We start from the raw sequence: 20,433 nt of genomic DNA, 5'->3' as shown, positions 1-20,433 counted from the left end.
TGAAGCCCTCGATCAGCTGCTGAACGAACTCTGGATAGCTGAACAGCTCCTTGTAGCTGGTATCGTGATGGTTGCTGGCCATGCTGCCTCCCCTGCCGTCTCCTTGAGTCTACCCCTATGGGGAGCGAGCCAATGCCTGCTCTGCGCTACGCGGGTAGGTGACGCCCCCGAGAACTTTAGCCAGCGCGGCGAAAATTCAAGCCAGCGAACAAACCGCCGATAAAACCCACTGTTTCCTGATTCTTTTTTCCTGATACTCAAGGAGCCCACCTTGTCCTGCGGCGAGACCATCAGCGCCCACGAGCTGCTTTACGAGCTGGTGCCCAAGCTCAAGGCCACCGAGGCCATGGTAAACGATACCCTGGCGGCCCGCCTGATGATGACCACCGACCCGGAAGAGCGCCAGCGCCTCGAGACCTTCAAGACGGAGTTCGAGCTACAGCGCAGCATGATCCACATGAACCTGGAGCACCTGCTGCGCCGCCATGCCGAGGCGCTGGCGGCGCCGCGCCGAGGCAGCGAACGCCGCCACACCCTGCCGCTGGACGAACACGAGGCTACCGCCGTAGCCCGGGCGCGCCAGCTCTACCGCCGCGCCCAGCAGCTCAAGGGCGCACGCTGAGGCAGCCTCCAATAATTATACAAAAGATATACAGATCAGCAATAACCGCCAGGATTGTACAATTTGGATATCACGGCTAAGCTCTCACTTGCCGCCGTCCAAGAACATTACGCCATAAGGGTCGTCCTCCATGCTCAGCTCTCTGCTCTCCCTGCTCGCTTCCCCACTGCCCAAGGCGCCGAGCCTTCGTGGCCCGCTGGAGGCGGCCCTGCACCAGCACACGGCTTCGGTCGTCTTCACGCCCCAGGGCATCCTCACCCGGGCCAGCCCGATGTTCCTGGCGGCGGTGGGCTACCGAGAGGCCGAGGTGGTGGGTCAACATCACCGCCTCTTCTGCCCGCCGAGCCATGCCGAAAGCCAGGAGTACCGCGACTTCTGGGCGGCCTTGTCACGAGGCGAGCATCGCGCCGGCACCTTCCAGCGGGTGGGCAAGGCGGGCCAGGAGGTGTGGCTCGAGGCGACCTATATCCCGGTGGCCGACCGCGCCGGCAAGCGCATCACCCATGTGGTGAAGATTGCCAACGACGTCACCGCGAAGCACAAAGCGATGCTCACGCAGGAGGCCATGGTCAAGGCGCTTGACAGGTCCATGGCCATCATCGAGTTCTCGGCGCAGGGCGAGATTCTAAGCGCCAACGACAACTTCCTGGCCACCATCGGCTACTCGCTGGACGAGGTGCAGGGGCGCCACCACCGGCTGTTCTGTCGTGAGGCCTTCTACCGGGAGAATCCCGATTTCTGGCAGCGCCTGGCGCAGGGCGAGTTCATGCGCGGCAAGTTCGAGCGGGTCACTGCCTCGGGCGATGCGCTGTGGCTGGAGGCCACCTACAACCCGGTGATCGATGCCACCGGCACGGTGGTCAGCGTGGTAAAGTTTGCCACCGACGTCACCGCCGACGTGAAAGCCGCCGAGGCCACGCACGCCGCGGTGCTCTCGGCGCAGGAAACCTCGACCGAGACCGAGCAGATCGCTACCAACGGGATGGAGCACTTGCGGGAGGTCGTCAGGGAGTGCGTCGCTTCGGTGGAGGAAATGGGACGTGCCCGCGAGATCGTCCAACAGCTGGTGGACCAGGCGCGCAACATCAATGGCATCACGGCGGGTATCGCGCGCATTGCCGAGCAGACCAACCTACTGTCGCTGAATGCCACCATCGAGGCGGCCCATGCGGGCGAGCATGGCAAGGGGTTTGCCATCGTGGCCGGCGAAGTGCGCCAGCTGGCGCACCGCTCGGGTGAGGCGGTTCGCCAGATCGGCGAGGTTCTCACCGCCAACGACGCCATGGTGGCTCAAGCAAGCGAGCAAATGCAGTCAGCGGTGGCAAAAAGCGAACAGATTCAGACCCACGTGACCGACATCGAGAAGATCGTCAGCGAAATTCAGCTAGGGGCCCGCAACGTGACCGCCTCGGTGGATCGGCTCAGCGCTCAACAACAGTAAACCAAACAGCGGATAGCGCTGCTGACGCCCAAGGCGTTAAGATGCTGACCACATTCAGCGGACGATCGGAGATGGCCGGCGATGCACGACACCATGCGCTCCCCCACCAGCCTAAAGACGCCAAGCCAGCGACTCGAACGCGAACAAGCTGGCACTGTGATCCCGCCATGTTCACACGTCACCCAGGCCTAAGGCGCAAGGAGGCACTGGCAAGGGTGTGACACAGCCAAAGCGCATCAAGCCGTTTACCGCCGCCCTGCGGCGCCATCTTCTTTCCTTGCGCGGCCGCCTGTTGCTGGGCGTCGCCGCGTTATGGTTGTTGCTGTCCCTGCTCCTGCTCGCCTTCGGCTGGCAGTCGGGCAGCCGGCTGGTCGAGGAGACCAATCGGGTCCACTTGCGCTATGAGGCCGACCTGATCCGCAATGCCATCACCCAGCAGGTCGAAGAGCGCATGGAAGCCCTCGAAGGCCTTGCCGGGCAGTTGCAGCAGGTATCGCCCGGCACCTTGGCAGCGCGAAACCCCCAGGCGCTGATGAGCCTGTTCGACGGCCTGCTCGTGGTGAACGCCGACAACATGATCATCGATGACTGGCCCAAAGTGCCGAACCGGGTCGGCCAGGATGCCAGCGTGCGGGCCTATGCCCAGTTCATGCGCCACTTCCAGCGTCGCCATGTCAGCGAGCCTTTCGTGGGCATATTGTCAGGCAAGCCGATGGTGATGCTGCTGGTGCCGCGTAAAGACACAGACGGCAACTACGCCGGCTTTCTTGGCGGTCAGGTCGAGATCGGCGGCAGCGAATTGTTCGATAACTTCGATCACCTGCGCCTCGGCAATGCCGGCCATGTGGTGGTGACCACCGCATCGGGTCGCCTGCTCTACCATCCCGAGCAACATCGTGGCTTGCCGGATATCAGCCAACTGAAGGACGACCCGCAACTCGAGCTCGCCATGCTGGGCTGGGAGGGCGAGGTCCTTCAGGACGAGGAGGCGTTGAAGGCCTATCGTCAAATCTGGCCCGCCGACTGGGTGGTGAGCGTCTACCTGCCGCTCGGCCAGATGTATGCCCCGCTGGCCGAGCTGATGGAACGCATCACCTACCAGGTATGGTGGAGCCTGGGGCTTCTGTTGCCGGTGATGGGCGCGCTGATCTGGCTGGCGCTACACCCCCTGTCGCATCTGGCGCATCAGATCAAGGAGCTGCGCCACGGGAGCAGGGACGCATTGGAGATTCCCACCCAAATCACCGAACTGCGCCGGGTCATCGATGCCTTCAACAAGCTGGAGAAGCAGCGGCTGGCAACGCTGCATGACCTGCAGCAGCGCAGCGCCTTGCTCAGGGGTATCCTCGCGGCCTCGCCCCAGGGCATGTTCGTGACCGATACCCGCGGCGAGCTGACCTTCGTCAACCCAACCCTACAACGAATGCTGGGCATAACGCTGGCGACTCACCTGGAGGAGTGGGCGCGACATATTCATGCGCAGGATCGCGCCCCGCTGGTCAAGGCCTGGCTGGCGAGCCTGCTCCAGCAACAGGATCTCAAACGCCAGTTCCGCTATTACGGAGAGCACGGCGAGCTGCTCTGGCTGGATGTCCACACCAATGCGATCAGCGTTGACGGGGAGTTCATCGGCCTGGTCGGGGTGGTGCGCGACATCACCCAGCGCCAGCACGAGGATGCCCTGCGCCGCTGGGAAGCCGAGCATGACCCGCTGACGGGCCTGCTCAACCGCCGCGGCCTGGAGCGACGGCTGGAAGACGCCTTTGCCGAGTGGCAAAAGGCGGGTATCTCCTCCGCGCTGCTGCTGTTCGATCTGGACCACTTCAAGTGCATCAACGACACCGGGGGCCACGCCCTGGGCGACAGCATGCTTCAGCAGGTGGCGGCGGCGATGGAGTCAGAGGCTCGCAGCAGCGACCATGCCGCCCGCCAGGGCGGCGACGAGTTCGCCATGCTGCTGCCGGGCTGCAAGTTGCCCCGGGCCCTGCAGATCGCCGAGTCATTACGGGCGCGTATCGCCGAGCTGAGCGTTGAACAACATGGCCAGAGCTGGCAGGTAACGGCCAGCATCGGCGTGAGCACCTTTCAGCCCGACGACCTGACGATTCACGAGGTGATGAAGCGTGCCGACGCGGCAAGCTATGCCGCCAAGTCACGGGGCCGCAACGAGGTGGTCAGCGGTTGAGCCGCCTGGCCTAATCCACCCACCACTCGGCCCATCCTCCGACGATGCTCTCCGGGCCGCCAATATCCAGCGTAGCGGGAGGCGCGCCCACAAAGGGGTCAAGCTCACTGGCGGCGATCGACAAACAGGCTATTGCCCGCCTGGCGCTTGGCCTGCGCCTTGAGCTCGGCGAGGACGCTGGCGATATCCAGCGCGGTCTTTCCCAGCCCGCACGACACCGCATGATAGGCTATCGACAATGACATCAGCGGCATCACTCTGTCGCGCCCGTGTCGATCGCGCCCCAAAAACCTGCCCGCTTGGCGATGCTGTGTTGTGTAAAAGTCAGGAATGAAACGCGCAAAGCGCTCAAGGATTGCCTCGCAGCAGGCCAGGGCGCCCTCGGGCTTTAGTATCAGCATGAAGTCGTCGCCGCCCACATGGCCGACAAACCCCTGCTCACCACACACATCCTGAAGCATGCGACCCAGCGCCAAGATCACCTGATCGCCACAGGCATAGCCGTAGACATCGTTGTAGGCCTTGAAGTTATCCAGGTCGACGTAGGCGGCAGCGAAGGGTTCTCCACTCGCCAGCCGGGCCGTCAGGGTCTCGTTGATCACTTCGTTGCCGGGCAGCCCAGTCAGCGGATTGGCCTGGCGAGCGCAACGCATCTGCAGAGAGGTGATCTCGCGAAGCAGGTCAATGATCAGCACCAGGCCACGATAACGCCCCTGGGGGTCAACGATGACCAGGTCATCCTGTCCTCCCTGGGATGAGCCGGTGATTTGCCGGCTTAGCGTTTCCAGCGGCATGGACTCCTCGGCAATCAGCATGCGGCGGTCCATCAGCGTGTCGATGGGGCGCCGGGCATACAGAGAGTGGCTGAAGGGGTTGGTGAATTCGGACAGAAACTCCAGCTGGCGAACCACGCCCACCGGACGTTGGCTGCTATCCAGCACGACCAGGCAGCGCAGGCTGGGATCCTTGCGAAACAGCGCCACCACCTCGGGAACCGGCGTGCCCTGCGCCACGGGTGGCAAAGGACGACACAGCATGGCGGCATTGCTACCAAGGCTTCCCGAGGCGGCATGGGGTGTCGCCGGGGGCTGTTCGAGGCAGCGCAGGGGTTCCCGGGCCGGCCGCGCGAAATAGTAGCCCTGCATCAGGGTGCAGTTCATTCCCCACAGGCAGCGCTGCTCGCCGGCAGTCTCGATGCCCTCGGCAATGACCCGACAGCCCAGGCTGCGCGACACCTCGAGCAGCGAGCTTAAAAACTGGCTTTTGCCGGAGTCACAGTCGATGTCCTCGACAAAGTAGCGATCGATCTTGACGAAGTCGGGGCGCAACTCGGCCCAGTGGCGCAGGCTGGAATAGCCGGCGCCCAGATCATCCAGCGCCACCTGGAAGCCCATGCGCCGGTAGTGGTCCACGGCCTGGCGCATCACGGCGTAGTCGTGAATCGGCAGATGTTCGGTCAACTCGATCACCACCCGCTCGGGCGACAGCCCCACCTCATCCAGGTAGGCGCGCGTGAGTCCCTCGCGAAAATCGTCTTCAAGGAGCGAGGTCGGCATGACGTTGAGAAAGAGCCGCCCGGGGAGTTCGAGCCGCGCGAAGGCTTCGATGGCCACGCGGCGACACAGCAGGTCCAGTTCTACCAATCGCCCGGTCAAGCGGGCCGTTTCGAATAGCGTCAGCGGCGAATACAGCACCGAATCCGACGGCCCTCGAGACAAGGCCTCGTAACCGAAGATTCCCTGGCAGCTGGCATCGACGATGGGCTGGAAGAGCGGCGTGACCGCGCCCTCGCGCAGGATGCAGTCTAGTTCGAGGGCCTCGTGTTGGATCATGGCCTCGGCGTCTCGCCCAAGTTCGGTGGTGGCATCAGGCATCATTGTCTCCCCCAAGTTCGGTGGTGGCATCAGGCATCGTTGTCTCCCCCAAGTTCGGGCGGCATCAGGCATTGTTGCCTCCCCCATCAGGCAGGCATGGCCTCCAAATTCCGCGAATTCTGAGGCCCGATACCCTCGGACACCTCCGCAGGCCCGTCAACGGAAACGGCATCACCCTGCTCATCCGGTGCCGATGGTAGGCGAAAGCGCGCGGTGAAGTCCCGCATGCGCCCGGCCTCATCTTCCAGGGCCGCCGCGGCTCGATTGGCCTGCTCCACCATGGTGCTATTGCGCTGCGTGACGATGCCCATTTGATGCATGGCCTGGTTGATCTGATCCAGACCGCGGTGCTGTTCGGTGGCGGCGTGCGCGATCCAGTCAATACGCTCGCCAAGCCTCTGGATGGCGTCGACTATGGCGGCCATGTCCTCGCTGGCCCGACGCGACAGCCCATCACCCCGTTCGACGCTGCCCCGGGAGGCCTCGATAAGCGCCCGAATCTCCTGAGCCGCCTGGGCACTGCGCGAGGCCAGCAGTCGGACCTCCTCGGCCACGACCGCGAAACCGCGCCCCTGCTCGCCTGCCCGGGCGGCTTCTACCGAAGCATTGAGTGCCAGCAGGTTGGTCTGGAAGGCAATGTCATCGATCAATCCGACAATCTCGCCGATTCGGCTTGAGCGCTCGCGAATCTCGGCCATGGTCTCGACGAATGCGCCTACCCCATCATTGCCCTGATGGGCCTTGCCGGTGGCCTGCTCGGCAAGCGTATTGGCCTCGCGAACATGCCCGGCGGTGTCGGCAACCGAGGCGGTCATTTCATCCAGGCTGGAGGCGGTCTGCTCGAGAGAGGCCGCCTGCTGTCGGGTACGCGCCGACAGCTCCTGATTGCCCTCGCTCAGGTGCGCGGCATTGTCGAGCACTCGATCGCCACCGTCTCGGACCCGCTCGACAGTCTCTGCCAAGGCCCGTCGCATGCCGTCGAGCTCGGCATAAAGCTGACCGATCTCATTGTCGCCTCGCGCTTCCACTGGAGTCGCCAGATCACCGTCGGCAATGCGCCGGAAGTGCTCGATGATGCGCGACAGTGGCCGAATGACATTGGCCCGCACGCCCCAGATCACCACCCACATGAGCAGCAGCGCGCCGCTCAGGGCGCCGGCCAGTGCCAGGTTGAGCCAACCGGCCATGGCATTGAAGCGCTCGGCCAGGGCATCGCCACGCTCCGCCTTGGCGGCGAAGAAATCATCCGCAGCGTCCATGAAGATCTGGCTCGACTCCGCGACCCGGGACTTCCCTGCGTCGTAGCCGCCAAGATCCTCCTCCTCAAGGAGCATCAGCTGCAGCGACAGCCCAGTGTTCAACAGCGACTGGAAGCGCGAGGCCAAGTCGTCCATGGCGCCCTGCTGGGCCGTTGCATCGGGCAGGGCCTGGAAGCGTTCGAAGGCCGCCTCGGCATCACGCATGTAGGCCCTGGCCTGGTCGACGACCGGCCCGGGACGATCGAATGAGGGTACACGCATCAGATGAGCCGCGCGGTCCATGGCGACCTGGGCTCTCAGGGTGGCGATATAGGCCTGGTTCAAGGCCCGGGACTGCTGCACCTGAACCTCGTGCAGGTCCCCGAAGGCGGTACGACCGTGATGATTGGCATAAAGGCCGAGGGCACCGATGCCGAGAATGATGACGCCAAAGGCAAGCAGCACCAGGCTCCAGCTGAGCCGAATGGTCATTCGGTTGAGACATCGCATCGGGGATCCTATCGCTGGTAAGTCGGGCGACCGGTCACAATGGCCAGCATGAGCAAACTTATACCGGCCCTTCATGACATTCCGATGGCAATGCGATGCAACCCGGCCACGATGGGCGTGGAAGCCCGCCATAGTGATCACCACCACCCGCGAGGCCACGGTCGCCCACACCTACCAGCGGCTGCTGTCGATGCAGGGGCAGGAGGGCGCGCATTTCGAACGCCGCCCTCAACGACTTCCCCGGATCGTGGACCGTGACAGCGGCGAGGTGATTTGCCAGGTCCCCGCCGTGGAGATGCTGCGGGTGACAGAGCGGCTGGAGGAGCTGACAGGGCGGCTGATCCAACAGCAGGTGTGATCACACCTGCATGTTCATGACGTCCTTGTAGGCCGTGACCAGGCGATTGCGCACCTGAATCCCCATCTCGGTGGCGATACTGGCCTTCTGCATGTCGACCATCACGTCGTTGAGCGCCACGCCAGGGGTGCCGGCCTGAAAGGCCTGGGCCTTGGCGTCGGCATCGAGCTTGAGCTCGTTGATGCGATGAATGGCAGACTGCAGCTCGCCAGTGAAGCCGCCTGTCCCCACCTGGGTATCGATCCGCTGGCCACTGGATGGCGGGGACGCCGCCTGGCGGGACAATGACTGCATCTGGGAGAGGACTGACTCGATCGCGGGAGCGCTCATCACAACCACCTTCGCCAATAGGGACAGAACAGGGAAAGGAGAACAGGATAGGCAGCCTAGCAGCCCGAGCGTGACGGCCAAGCGCTCAAATGCCCCCTAAAAACCCGGCTTTTCTGACCTTTGGGGTGATCGCAGCCGCGGATAATGCCTGCATCAGAGTGCCGCCTCTCCACGGCGGCCAACCGCGACGGATGGACAGCACGCGATGCCCTCTTCCAGCATGAACCTCGCTCATGGCAGCTGCCGCGTCTGGAGGCCCGCATGAGCAGTGGCGCGACCGCCACCGAGCATCAGCCCGGCCAAGGCTCTGCGGGCTTGGCGCGTTTCAAGGAGCAGCTACGCGGCAATCCGCTGGTAGCCCTGTTGATCGCCGGCGCTGCCTCGATCGCCGTGATCGTCGCCCTACTGATGTGGGCCAGCAGCCCCGACTACCGTGTGCTGTACAGCAACCTTAGCGAGGCGGATGGCGGCAGCATCATCAACGAGCTCGACACCCGCGGCATTCCCTACCGTTTCAGCGAGGGCGGCCAGGCGCTGTTGGTGCCCGCCGACCAGGTGCATACGCTGCGTCTGCAACTGGCCGAACAGGGCCTGCCGCGCGGCGGCAACGTCGGCTTCGAACTGATGGAGAACCAGGCTTTTGGCATCAGCCAGTTCGCCGAGCAGATCAACTACCAGCGCGGCCTGGAGGGCGAACTGTCACGCTCCATGGAGTCGCTGGGGCCGGTCAACCGGGCCCGGGTTCACCTGGCGCTGGCCAAGGATTCGGTCTTCGTGCGCAACCGGGAGCCGGCCAAGGCCTCGGTGGTGCTGAGCCTGCATCCCGGACGCACGCTCGGCGAGGGTCAGGTCAATGCCATCGTCCACATGGTCGCCAGCAGCGTGCCCGAGCTTGCCGCCGAGGCGGTTACCGTGGTCGACCAGAATGGCCGACTGCTGACCTCGCCCGAGGCCAATGGCCTGGGGCTGGATGGCACGCAGCTGGACTATATCGCCGAGGTGGAACGCTCCTATCAGCGGCGCATCGAATCCATCCTGACCCCCCTGCTGGGTGGCCAGAACGTCAAGGCCCAGGTCACCGCTCAGGTGGACTTCTCCCGCCGCGAGGAGACCTCGGAGCGCTACGGCCCCAACCAGCCGCCCAATGCGGCCGCCGTGCGCAGCCGTCAGAACAGCGTCGATTATCGGAGTGCCGACGACCTTGCCGGCGGCATTCCCGGGGCCCTGAGCAATACGCCCCCCGGTAGTGCGCCATCACCGGTGGAGAACCCGCCCGACCCGGGAGCCAATGCCAATAACGCAGGAGCCAACACCAATACCGCGGCCGATCAGGCGAACGCTGACAACAACGCCGCGATGCGCAGTATCAACCGCGACGAGGTGGTCAACTATGAGGTCGATCGCAGCATCTCGCATGTCGAGCACCGTCGTGGCCAGGTGGAGCGCCTCTCGGCGGCGGTGGTCGTCAACTACCGCCCGGTCGCGGACGATCAGGGCGTCATGCAGCCGACCCCGCTCAGCGAGGTGGAGATCAACCAGATCGAGCAGCTGGTTCGTCAGGCCATGGGCTTTTCCCAGGCCCGTGGCGATGAGATCGCTGTGGTCAACAGCCCCTTCACTCGCACAACGCCTAAGATCGAGCCTCTGCCCTGGTGGCAACAGCCCGATCTCCAGCAGCTGGCCTTGACCCTGGGCCGTTATCTGCTGGTGGCTCTGGCGGTCCTGCTGCTCTACCTGTTGATCCTGCGCCCGCTGGTCAGGCGCGCCAGCCAGGCACCGCAGCCCAGCGCGAACGCTTCAACCTTCCAGGTTAAGGTCGGCGAGGATGACAAAGAGCCCGAATCCGCCGTTGGAAAGCAGGATGAATCCCCCTATGGCAAGCCGCGACACAAGCGCAAGGCCTCTGGCTACGAGGACAATCTCAATGACCTTCGCGAGATGGCCAAGGAGGATCCCCGCATGGTGGCGATGATCGTTCGCGGCTGGATGAACCAGCATGACTAATCTTAATAAAGAGATCAGTGGTGCGCGGCGCAGCGCCATCCTGCTGCTGGCACTCGACGAGGATAGTGCGGCCGAGGTGTTCAAGTACCTCTCGCCCAACGAGATCCAGCAGATCAGCATGGAGATGGCGCGCCTGGAACAGGTCTCCCACGACGACATGCGTCAGGTGCTGCAAGCTTTCCATGACGAGACCGAGGAGTTCATCGCCCTCAATCTGAACTCCAGCGAGCATATTCGCTCGGTGCTGACCAAGGCCCTGGGCAGCGATCGCGCCTCCAGCCTGATCGAGGACGTACTGGAAACCAGCGGCACCGGCTCAGGCATCGATACCCTGAACCTGATGGAAGCCTCGATGGTGGCGGAACTGATCCGCGACGAGCATCCGCAGATCATCGCCACGATCCTGATCCACCTGGAGCGCCATCAGGCGGCGGACGTGATGGCACTGTTCGACGAGAAGCTGCGCAACGATGTGGTGCTGCGCATCGCGACGTTCAGTGGCGTGCAACCCGCCGCCCTGCAGGAGCTCACTGAAGTACTCACTAACATGCTGGACGGCCAGAATCTCAAGCGCAGCAAGATGGGCGGCGTGCGCACCGCCGCCGAGATCCTCAACCTGATGAACTCCAACCAGGAAGAGGCGGCCATCGAGACGGTGCGCTCGCACAGCGAAGATTTGGCCCAGAAGATCATCGACGAGATGTTCCTGTTCGAGAACCTCATCGACCTGGATGACCGCAGCATCCAGCTCATCCTCAAGGAGATCGATACCAACTCGCTGGTGGTGGCGCTCAAGGGGGCGCCGGAAGCCCTCATGGACAAGTTCATGCGCAACATGTCCCAGCGTGCCGCCGACCTGATGCGCGAAGACATGGAGGCCCGCGGGCCGATTCGGCTTACTCAGGTCGAAGCCGAACAGAAAGCCATCTTGCAGGTGGTGCGTCGCCTTGCCGATAACGATGAGATCGTGCTGAGCGGTGGAGACGACACCTATGTCTGAACGGGGGGAATCGAGCATGACCGACGACCCGATGCCCTGGCGCCGCTGGCAGATGGGAGAACTGCAGAGCCCGCGCCGTGGCTCGCCACCCGAGGGCCGGGCTGGCACGCCCAAGCCCGGGGACGACAAGCCCAGGGACGACAAGCAGCGCCAAGCTATCAGGCGTGAGGCCGAACTGCAGACGCTGCGCGATAAGGTGCGGCGCGAGGCCCATGAAGAAGGCCTCAAGGTGGGTCGCGAACAGGGCCATGCCGAGGGACTGGCCAAGGGACTCGAGCAAGGACGCCGGCAGGCGAAGGAGGAGATGGAGGCGCGTCTTGCCGACACCCTGGAGCCCATCGCCTCCCTGGCCAGCGCCTTCAGCGATGCCCTGCAACAGCTCGACGACACCATCGCCGAGGAGCTGGTCGAGCTGGCCCTGGTTACCGGCCACCAGCTCGCCGGTGAAGCGCTCAAGGCCAGGCCGCGCCAGGTCCTGGAACTGGTGCGCGCGCTGCTGCATAGCGAACCCCCGCTGATCGGCCAGCAACGCCTCTGGCTGCACCCGTCGGACCACAAGCTGGTCGAGAAGTCGCTGGGCGACGAACTCTCGGCGGCCGGCTGGAAACTGCAGCCGGATGACCTGATCAGCCGGGGCGGCTGCCGGGTGACCAATGCCAATGGCGAGCTCGATGCCACCTGGGAGAGCCGCTGGCAGGCCGTGAGGGCGCAGATTCGCCATCGCCGCTCGGCCCCGCCATCGTCACCCGAGGAAGAGCGCTGATGTCTGAGACATTATCCAGCAACCCTCACCTGGCCCACTGGCAACGCGCCCTGCGCGGCATGAGCGCCCGCGTGAAGCCTCTGCCGCTGTACCGCACCAGCGGCCGAGTGGTGCGTGCCACCGGTCTGGTCATCGAGGTGGTGGGCTTGCAGGTAGCGCTGGGCAATGCCTGCCGGATCGAGCTGCCGACAAGCCGTCAGGATGCGCCACGCTTTGCCGAGGCCGAGGTGGTGGGCTTTGCCGGCGACAGGCTGTATCTGATGCCGCTGGCCGAGATTACCGGCCTGATGCCAGGCGCCAGGGTCTTGCCGCTGGCCGATGAGCCAAGTAACAGCGCCCGCCGCTTCCCGCTCGGCGAGGCGCTGCTGGGCCGTGTCGTCGACGGCAACGGTACGCCACTCGATGGGAAGGGGCCGCTCACTGACGTGCCACGCGCGGCGCTGGCCACGCCACCGCTGAACCCGCTGTCACGCGCGCCCATCGAGGAGCAGATCGACGTGGGCATTCGCGCCATCAATGCCTTGCTCAGCGTCGGACGCGGCCAGCGCATGGGCCTGTTCGCCGGCTCCGGCGTGGGCAAGTCGGTGCTTCTCGGCATGATGGCGCGCTACACCCGCGCGGATGTGATCGTGGTGGGCCTGATCGGCGAACGCGGGCGCGAGGTTCAGGACTTCATCGATAACATCCTCGGCGACGAGGGGCTTCGGCGCGCCGTGGTGGTCGCCGCTCCGGCCGACACCTCGCCCCTGCAGCGCCTGCAGGGCGCGTCCTATGCCACACGGTTGGCCGAGGGCTTTCGTGATGAAGGGCGTAACGTGCTGTTGATCATGGATTCCTTGACCCGCTTCGCGATGGCTCAGCGTGAGATCGCCCTGGCTGTGGGCGAGCCACCGGCAACCAAAGGCTATCCTCCCTCGGTCTTCGCCAAGTTGCCCAACCTGGTCGAGCGAGCCGGCAATGCCCACCGCGGCGGCGGCTCCATCACCGCCTTCTATACCGTGCTCACCGAGGGTGATGACCAGCAGGACCCCATCGCCGATTCGGCACGCGCCATCCTCGATGGCCACATCGTGCTCTCTCGCACCCTGGCGGAGGCCGGCCACTATCCGGCCATCGACATCGAGGCCTCCATCAGCCGGGCGATGACCGCCATCGTCGATGACAAGCAGTTACGCCATGCCCAGCAGTTCAAGAGCCTCTTCTCACGCTATCAGCGCAATCACGATCTGATCAGTGTCGGCGCCTACCACCCGGGCCACGACCCTCAGCTGGATGAGGCGGTACGCCGCCACCCTCAGCTCGAGGGCTTCCTGCAGCAGCGCATCGAGGAGAACAGTAGCGTGGAAAACGCCCGCCAGGCGCTGAGTCATGTTCTGGGAGACACGCCATGAGCCGCACCCCCTCTTCTGCCCTCGAGACCCTCGTCGAACTCGCCCGGGAGGCCCGGGATCAGGCGGGACAAAACCTTGCCAGCGAGCAACGCACCAGCAGCCAGGTCAGCCAGCAACTGGCGTCGCTGGTTCGCTATCGCCAGGAGTACGCGGAAAAACTCAACGCGGCCATGCGCGATGGCATTGATCCGGCCAGCATGCGTAACTACCAGCAATTTCTCGCCTCGCTAGATGACGCCCTGGAGCGTGCCCGACAGGCAGTAGCCGCCCAGCAGCAGCGAGTCGAGCAGACTCGCCAGCACTGGCAGCAGCAGCAGCAGCGCCTGTCGTCCTACGATACCCTGGCCGAACGCCGGAACCAGGCCAGGCGACGCGATGAACAGCGCCGGGAACAGCACGTCAGTGACGACCTGGTCAACAACCGCCTGGTGCGCCAGCGCTCGCCCCACGGGCAGCGCTGACCCAGCCACCAGCAAGGAGACTGTCGATGGATATCCAGTTGTTCGTCAATGCCACCGGTGGCCGCGCCACACCCGGCGCCAGCACCGGCGCCGCCAAGGGTCAGGACACACCAGGCGACTTTGCCCGCAACCTGGCCGAGGCGGCCAAGGTTCATCAGGGCCGCAGCGACGAAGCGCCCCGCGACGCCGTCGAGGCAACCAGCCGGCCTGGCGGGTCGCCGTCTCAGCCGCTGGGCACAGCCCGCAACGCGGCTGAGCAACCCGGTGGCCAGGTCCGCCATCGGGCGGGCCAAAATACTGTGCCGAGCGCCGCATCCGCGCAGGCTAGCAAGGTCCTGCAACCCCCCCCGGGGGCGGATCAGCTATCGGGCCTCGCCCTGAGCCCGGCGACCCCGGGAATGCCAGCGGTGGATACCGCCGCGGCCGGCCTGGCAGAGGGCGACGGCGCTAAGGTGCTGGCCGGCTCGGGGAAAGAGGCAGAGGTCAACGCCGCCCTTATGGCTCGGCAGGATGACACCGAACGGTCGACGGGCGATGCCTGGGATGCCGTGCAGGAACGCCTCGCCCTGATCGAGCAGGCTAGCCGCGTCGACACCGATCAGCGCGATGACGTGCCGCTGGTCGCTCAGGGCGGTGCAGCCAGCCAGGAGCTTGGCTCGCTTACCCTGCGTCAGGCGATCGCGGCTGATGCGCTGGCACGCACGTCACCTCGCCAGCCAGTCGCGGGGCAACTCGACCCGGCTGCCGGGGGTGCGCCGGCGGTGGAAACCGCGAGCCGCGCCACCGCTGTCTCGATCGACGCGCTTACGCAGCGCTCGGTGGTTGCTCCCCAAAATGCCCCGCTGGCCGCAAGTGGTGATCTTCCCGCTCCCGGCGGCGGTGTCGAGTTGGCGAGCCAGGGCCAGGGGGTTTCCAATGCCACATCCAGCGCCATGCCCAGTGCCACACCCAATGCCACACCTCCCGGCAACCCCGCCAGCATTCCGGCGCCGGTCACAAGCCCTGCCTGGCCGCAGCAACTCGGCCAGCAACTGGTACGCCTGAGCCAGCGCGGTGGCGAGCAGCGCGTCGAGCTGCAGCTGCATCCGGCAGAACTCGGCCCCTTGTCGGTGTCGCTGAAGATGAGCGACCACGGGGCACAGGCGCAGTTTATCTCCGCCCATGCCAGCGTCCGACAAGTGCTGGAGCAGGCGATCCCGCAATTGCGCGAAGCCCTCGCCGAACAGGGCATCAGCCTGGGCGAGACCTCGGTTGGCGAGCAGCGTGGCGGTAACGGCGATGGCGAGGCCGCCCCGCAACGCCCAGGCAGCGTGCTGGCCGCGGGGCTCGGCGAGGGTGACGACGGCCTACCTGCGGAGAGCGTCGGCACAATGGCAGGGGAACGGAAGATGGAGGGCCGCGTGGATCTCTATGCGTGAGCCCGAGGCGTTTTGCCCCGGCAAGGGGTCAATCCGCTGAGATGGACACAATCGACAGACCTGTTCGGGTCATCGTGAGCCTGACGCGACACGCATACTGCGTCGTCAGTGACGGCTACACGGCAACAACATAGGAAAGACAATGGCAAAATCCAGTGGCGGCTCCCGCAAGCTCTTGTGGTTAATGATAGGGCTGCTGATCCTGTCATCATCGGCGGCTGCGGTGGGGTTTTACATGGTGTTCACGCAGCCCGACGGCGAGAACGAGTCGGCCTCGGCGTCAACCTCAAGCCCACAGGCGACCGCTGAGCCCCAGGCGCCGATCTTCATGCCGATCAAGCCGTTCACCGTCAACCTGGCTGATGATAAATACGGCCCCCGCCTGCTCTACACCGGCCTATCCCTGAAACTGGGTGACGAGAAGAGTCAGGTGATTCTCGAGCAACACATGCCGGAGGTGCGCAGCCGCCTGCTGATGCTGTTTTCTGGCAAGCAGGCCAGCGAACTGACCTCACCGGGGGGCAAGCGGCGCCTGGCCGACCAGGTGATTGCCGCCCTCGAGGCGCCGATGTCGGAGGACCAGCCGGAAGTGACCATTAATGACGTGCTGTTCACCGAGTTCATTGTGCAATAGGCGGGGGTAGCCAAGACGCCATGTCCCAAGACGACCTGCTGTCCCAGGAAGAGATCGACGCTCTACTCAAGGGCGTGAGCGGTGATGATGAGCCGGACACCAAGAGCACCGCTAAGGCACGCGTGCGCCCTTACGATCCTGCCTCACAGCACCGCATCATCCGTGAACGCCTGCATGCCCTGGACATCATCAATGAGCGCTTTGCCCGTCACTTTCGCATGGGGCTGTTCAACCTGCTTCGCCGCAGCGCCGACATCACCGTGGATTCGGTGCGTTACCAGAGTTACAGCGAGTTCTCCCGCAACGTGCCGGTACCCACCAATATCAACATTATCGCCATGAAACCGTTGCGTGGCTCGGCCCTTATCGTGTTCCCTCCCAGCCTGGTGTTCATGGTGGTGGACAACCTATTCGGCGGCGATGGTCGCTTCGTGACCAAGTCCGAGGGCCGGGAATTCACCAACACCGAACACCGCATCATCCAGCGTCTGCTGCAGCTGGCCATCGATGCCTACAGCGAGTCGTGGAAGTCCGTCTACCCGCTCGAGCTCAGTTTCCTGCGCTCGGAGATGCAATCGAAGTTTGCCAACATCACCAACTCCCCCAACGAGATCGTGGTCAATACCAACTTCAATCTCGAGGTGGGCAATCTGGCCAGCAATTTCCAGATCTGCATGCCCTACGCCATGATCGAGCCGCTGCGCGACCTGCTAACCAACCCGCTCAACGATGGCAGCCAGGATCAGGATGGCACCTGGACGAAGCGCATCGCCAGCGAAATACGCCACTCCGAGGTCGAGCTGGTGGCCAACTTTACCCAAATCGCAAGCCGCATCGCCCAGGTGATGGCCTTGAAGGCAGGCGATGTGTTGCCCATGGAGCTTCCCGAGACGGTGACGGCCAGCGTGGATGGCGTACCGGTCATGGAGTGTGAATACGGCAGCCAGCATGAACAGCGAGCACTACGCGTGCTGCGTATCTTCGACCACGCCGCCGACCATGCGCCGGCCGACGCCTTCATCAAGGGCTCCAGGCCGCAATCCAAGGAATCTCACCATGACTGATCCCAACAAGCCCGATCAAGACATCAGTGACGACGATCGGGCCGCTGCCATGTCCGCACAGCAGGACGATAGCCCTGCCGACGATGACGACCCCTGGGCGGAGGCGATGGCCGAGCAGGCAGCCGCGGATTCCGCCGACTCGACGCCGCAGAGCGACAGCGCTGCCGACGATGACGACCCCTGGGCGGAGGCGATGGCCGAGCAGGGGGCCGCGGAATCCGCCGAACGGGCGCAGCAGGCCGAGCCGCCCTCCTCTTCGCCGCCTTCCTCTACACAGGCCGCCGAATCCGCGGGCAGTAGCGTGTTTCGCCCGCTAGAAGGCAGCCAGGCGCTGGCCCAGGGGCGCGACCTGGAAATGATCATGGATATCCCGGTCAAGCTCACCGTGGAACTGGGCCGGACCAAGCTGACCATCAAGCAGCTACTGGAGCTTGCCCAGGGCTCGGTGATCGAACTGGATGGGCTGGCGGGGGAGCCCATGGATATCCTGATCAACGGTTACCTGATCGCCCAGGGTGAAGTCGTGGTCGTCGAGGACAAGTACGGAATCCGTATCACCGAGATCATTACTCCCTCCGAGCGGGTCCAGAAGCTTAACCGATGAGCGCGGCAACGCCCGAACAATCCCAGGCCGGCCTCGATGCCGCCGTCAATGGCGGCGAGGCGCTGATCGGCTTGGCCACGCTTGGCAAGACCGCCGCGGCGCTGGGATTGATCCTAGTTATCATCTTCGTGGCCGCTGCCATCCTGCGCCGCTGGGGATTGCCCCACCAACGCCCTGGCCGCCACCTTCGGGTGGTAGGCAGCACCGCGGTAGGCGCCAAGGAGCGCGTGGTGATCGTCGAGCTGGAACATACCTGGCTGGTGCTGGGCGTCGGCGCTGGCCAGGTCAACAAGCTGCATGAGATGCCGGCCCCGGAAGAACCGATCGCCACGAAATCGTCAGGCGGACCGGGGTTCGATGAGGGAGACTCCTTCGCGGCGCGCTTCGCCAAGGCACTGCGTCACAATGTCGGGATCAGCCAGCGGGGGAAGCAGTGAAGCCAACCCCGTCAAGGCGCCTGCTGCTGACGTTGGCCCTGGGGATAGTGCTGATCTTGCCGGCAACGGCGCTGGCGCAGCAGATTCCCGGCATCGTCAGCCGCCCCCTGGAAAATGGCGGCCAGCAGTGGTCGCTATCGCTGCAGACCCTGTTGCTGCTCAGCTCGCTGGCCTTCCTGCCGGCCGTGCTGCTGATGATGACCTGCTTTACACGCATCATCATCGTGTTGAGCCTGCTGCGCACAGCCATGGGCACGCAGGCGACCCCGCCCAACCAGGTGCTGCTGGGGTTGGCCCTGTTCCTGACCCTGTTCATCATGGCGCCGGTGCTGGGTGAGGTGCATGAAGTGGCGTGGGTTCCGCTCGCCAATGACGACATCAACTTCGACGAGTTTCTGCGCCTGGCCCAGGGCCCTTTTCGGGAGTTCATGCTGGCCCAGACGCGAGAGCCCGACCTGGCGATGTTCGCCCGCCTGGCCGATATCGGCGAACTGCAGGGGCCCGAAGACGTGCCGATGCGGGTGCTGGTGCCCTCCTTTGCCACCAGCGAGCTGAAGACCGCCTTCCAGATCGGCTTTACCATCTTTATTCCCTTCCTGATCATCGACCTGGTGGTGGCCAGCGTGCTGATGTCGCTGGGGATGATGATGGTTCCGCCAATCACCATCTCGCTGCCGTTCAAGCTGATGCTGTTCGTGTTGGTGGATGGCTGGCAGCTGATCATCGGCTCGCTGGCGGAAAGCTTCTATTTATGAGCCCTCTCATTATGAACCTACTCATTATGAACCCACTCATGATGAACCCACTCAGCGGGAGTCGCGCATGACACCGGAAGAGGTAATGAACATGGCCTATCAAGGCATGCGCGTCACCTTGCTGCTGGCCGGTCCGCTGCTGCTCACCGCGCTGGCCACCGGCCTGCTGGTTAGCCTGTTTCAGGCGGCCACCCAGATCAACGAGATGACGTTGTCATTCATCCCCAAGATACTGGCCGTCTTCGCGGTCCTGGTGCTGGCCGGGCCCTGGCTGCTCAAGCTCATCACCACCTTCACCATCGAGCTGTTCAGCAACATTCCTGCGATGATCTGGTGACGCAGGGTGCTGACATGATGCGCCAGGTGCGCTGATGGTCAACATCACCTTCGACCAGCTCCACGGCTGGCTGGTAGCCTTCCTGTGGCCCTTCGCCCGTATCACGGCGCTGATGCTCAGCGCCCCGCTGTGGGGGCATTCCAGCATACCGCGCCAGACCAAGCTGGCCCTGGGCGGCACCTTGGCCGTGGTGGTGGCCCCGATACTGCCGCCCATGCCCGAGGTGCCGATCGTTTCCTGGGCAGGCCTGGGCATCCTGGTCGAGCAACTGCTGATCGGTGCCGCCATCGGCCTTACGGTGAGAGTGATGCTGACCGTGGTCCAGGCATCGGGGGATTTCATCGGGCTGCAGATGGGCCTGGCCTTTGCCACCTTCTTTGACCCCTCGAGCGGTACCAACATGGTGGTGCTGTCACGCATCCTCTACATGATCACGCTGCTGATGTTCCTGGCTTTCAATGGCCACCTGATGGTACTGGAGGTACTGGTCACCAGCTTCCAGACACTGCCGATCGGCATCGGCCGCTTCAATCCCGACGCCTTCATCATGCTGGCCCGCTATGGCGGCACCATTTACACGGCGGGCCTGTTGCTGGCCCTGCCGCTGGTCGCCTCCCTGCTGATCGTCAACCTGTCGCTGGGCATCCTCAACCGCGCGGCGCCGCAGCTCACGGTGTTCAACATCGGTTTCCCGACATCACTGACGGTTGGCCTGATCCTGCTGATGGTGTTGATGACCGACCTGGGGAGCTTCCTGGAGCGGCTGTTCAGCCAGGGGTTGGGCTTCCTGCAACAGCTGCTGGAGACGATGGCGCCGCTGCCCATGGCGGGCTGAAAACCGCCCCGCTCAGGACAGCCAGCGCAGCGACAAGAGGATAGATGCCCGGCGGCGCTAGCCAACGCCCATGGGGACCGGGCATCAAGACCCAGGGTATCCAGGATACTTACGCGGGGCTCAGATGCACGGGGCTCAGAAACGGGGCTCAGCGACGGGGATTAGAGCCAGG

General features: G+C 64.3%; 20 protein-coding genes. 17 read left to right on the top strand and 3 right to left on the bottom strand.

The window, feature by feature from the left end:
- Positions 1–271 precede the first annotated feature (271 nt).
- From DFO68_RS01660 to DFO68_RS01650, 3 genes are all read left to right on the top strand, one after another.
- The gene (locus DFO68_RS01660; protein WP_133481401.1) at positions 272–622 is read left to right on the top strand and encodes a hypothetical protein; all 351 of its coding nucleotides are present in this window, start codon (positions 272–274) and stop codon (positions 620–622) included.
- Positions 623–752: 130 nt separating this feature from the next.
- Positions 753–2,063 carry a methyl-accepting chemotaxis protein gene (locus DFO68_RS01655; RefSeq protein WP_133481399.1) on the top strand — a complete coding sequence of 437 codons (1,311 nt, stop codon included), beginning with the start codon at positions 753–755 and terminating at the stop codon, positions 2,061–2,063.
- 217 nt (positions 2,064–2,280) lie between these two features.
- Positions 2,281–4,248, top strand: coding sequence for a sensor domain-containing diguanylate cyclase (locus tag DFO68_RS01650; RefSeq protein WP_133481398.1), 1,968 nt, complete (start codon positions 2,281–2,283; stop codon positions 4,246–4,248).
- 104 nt (positions 4,249–4,352) lie between these two features.
- Here the strand turns inward: DFO68_RS01650 and DFO68_RS01645 are convergent, their stop codons facing one another.
- Positions 4,353–6,122, bottom strand: coding sequence for a bifunctional diguanylate cyclase/phosphodiesterase (locus tag DFO68_RS01645; RefSeq protein ID WP_347813113.1), 1,770 nt, complete (start codon positions 6,120–6,122; stop codon positions 4,353–4,355).
- A gap of 86 nt (positions 6,123–6,208) precedes the next feature.
- Positions 6,209–7,852 (bottom strand): methyl-accepting chemotaxis protein, encoded by a 1,644-nt coding sequence (locus DFO68_RS01640; RefSeq protein WP_166637505.1) that lies wholly within the window; start codon positions 7,850–7,852, stop codon positions 6,209–6,211.
- Positions 7,853–8,003: 151 nt separating this feature from the next.
- On the opposite strand from DFO68_RS01640, the gene DFO68_RS01635 reads away from it, so the two are divergent.
- A complete protein-coding gene (locus tag DFO68_RS01635) occupies positions 8,004–8,228 on the top strand; it encodes a flagellar protein FlaG (protein WP_166637504.1) in 225 nt (74 codons plus the stop codon).
- On the opposite strand, the gene fliE is transcribed toward DFO68_RS01635, so the two are convergent.
- On the bottom strand, positions 8,229–8,558 hold the full coding sequence (gene fliE, locus DFO68_RS01630; protein ID WP_133481392.1) for a flagellar hook-basal body complex protein FliE: 330 nt from the start codon (positions 8,556–8,558) through the stop codon (positions 8,229–8,231).
- 261 nt (positions 8,559–8,819) lie between these two features.
- Here fliE and fliF point away from each other — a divergent pair, with 261 nt between their 5' ends.
- From fliF to fliR, 13 genes are all read left to right on the top strand, one after another.
- The gene (fliF, locus tag DFO68_RS01625) at positions 8,820–10,562 is read left to right on the top strand and encodes a flagellar basal-body MS-ring/collar protein FliF (protein WP_133481389.1); all 1,743 of its coding nucleotides are present in this window, start codon (positions 8,820–8,822) and stop codon (positions 10,560–10,562) included.
- A complete protein-coding gene (fliG, locus tag DFO68_RS01620; protein ID WP_133481387.1) occupies positions 10,555–11,562 on the top strand; it encodes a flagellar motor switch protein FliG in 1,008 nt (335 codons plus the stop codon). Before fliF ends, fliG begins: the two co-directional genes overlap by 8 nt.
- Before the next feature lie 16 nt (positions 11,563–11,578).
- Positions 11,579–12,325, top strand: coding sequence for a flagellar assembly protein FliH (locus tag DFO68_RS01615; RefSeq protein WP_243726379.1), 747 nt, complete (start codon positions 11,579–11,581; stop codon positions 12,323–12,325).
- A complete protein-coding gene (fliI, locus tag DFO68_RS01610; RefSeq protein WP_133481383.1) occupies positions 12,325–13,716 on the top strand; it encodes a flagellar protein export ATPase FliI in 1,392 nt (463 codons plus the stop codon). Before DFO68_RS01615 ends, fliI begins: the two co-directional genes overlap by 1 nt.
- Positions 13,713–14,177 (top strand): flagellar export protein FliJ, encoded by a 465-nt coding sequence (gene fliJ / locus DFO68_RS01605; protein ID WP_133481381.1) that lies wholly within the window; start codon positions 13,713–13,715, stop codon positions 14,175–14,177. The genes fliI and fliJ overlap by 4 nt, the downstream gene beginning before the upstream one ends.
- 26 nt (positions 14,178–14,203) lie before the next feature.
- Positions 14,204–15,595 carry a flagellar hook-length control protein FliK gene (locus tag DFO68_RS01600; protein ID WP_208107328.1) on the top strand — a complete coding sequence of 464 codons (1,392 nt, stop codon included), beginning with the start codon at positions 14,204–14,206 and terminating at the stop codon, positions 15,593–15,595.
- Between the two features lie 142 nt (positions 15,596–15,737).
- Positions 15,738–16,229 (top strand): flagellar basal body-associated protein FliL, encoded by a 492-nt coding sequence (fliL, locus tag DFO68_RS01595; protein WP_133481379.1) that lies wholly within the window; start codon positions 15,738–15,740, stop codon positions 16,227–16,229.
- Between the two features lie 20 nt (positions 16,230–16,249).
- Entirely contained in the window at positions 16,250–17,293 is a 1,044-nt protein-coding gene (gene fliM / locus DFO68_RS01590; RefSeq protein ID WP_133481377.1) for a flagellar motor switch protein FliM, read from the top strand.
- Positions 17,286–17,897 (top strand): flagellar motor switch protein FliN, encoded by a 612-nt coding sequence (gene fliN, locus DFO68_RS01585; protein WP_133481375.1) that lies wholly within the window; start codon positions 17,286–17,288, stop codon positions 17,895–17,897. The genes fliM and fliN overlap by 8 nt, the downstream gene beginning before the upstream one ends.
- A complete protein-coding gene (gene fliO / locus DFO68_RS01580; RefSeq protein ID WP_133481373.1) occupies positions 17,894–18,334 on the top strand; it encodes a flagellar biosynthetic protein FliO in 441 nt (146 codons plus the stop codon). The genes fliN and fliO overlap by 4 nt, the downstream gene beginning before the upstream one ends.
- Positions 18,335–18,354: 20 nt before the next feature.
- Positions 18,355–19,089: a flagellar type III secretion system pore protein FliP gene (fliP, locus tag DFO68_RS01575; protein WP_133481509.1), complete on the top strand. Its 735-nt coding sequence runs from the start codon at positions 18,355–18,357 to the stop codon at positions 19,087–19,089.
- Between the two features lie 67 nt (positions 19,090–19,156).
- Positions 19,157–19,426: a flagellar biosynthesis protein FliQ gene (gene fliQ, locus DFO68_RS01570; RefSeq protein WP_133481371.1), complete on the top strand. Its 270-nt coding sequence runs from the start codon at positions 19,157–19,159 to the stop codon at positions 19,424–19,426.
- Between the two features lie 34 nt (positions 19,427–19,460).
- Positions 19,461–20,261 carry a flagellar biosynthetic protein FliR gene (fliR, locus tag DFO68_RS01565; protein ID WP_133481369.1) on the top strand — a complete coding sequence of 267 codons (801 nt, stop codon included), beginning with the start codon at positions 19,461–19,463 and terminating at the stop codon, positions 20,259–20,261.
- The last annotated feature ends 172 nt before the right edge of the window (positions 20,262–20,433 follow it).

Origin of the sequence: Halomonas ventosae (genome assembly GCF_004361885.1) — a bacterium.
In the GTDB taxonomy this organism is placed as follows: Bacteria; Pseudomonadota; Gammaproteobacteria; order Pseudomonadales; family Halomonadaceae; genus Halomonas; species Halomonas ventosae_C.
The sequence above is the reverse complement of the archived record's forward strand: the minus strand, read 5'-3'. Positions and strand labels throughout refer to the sequence as shown.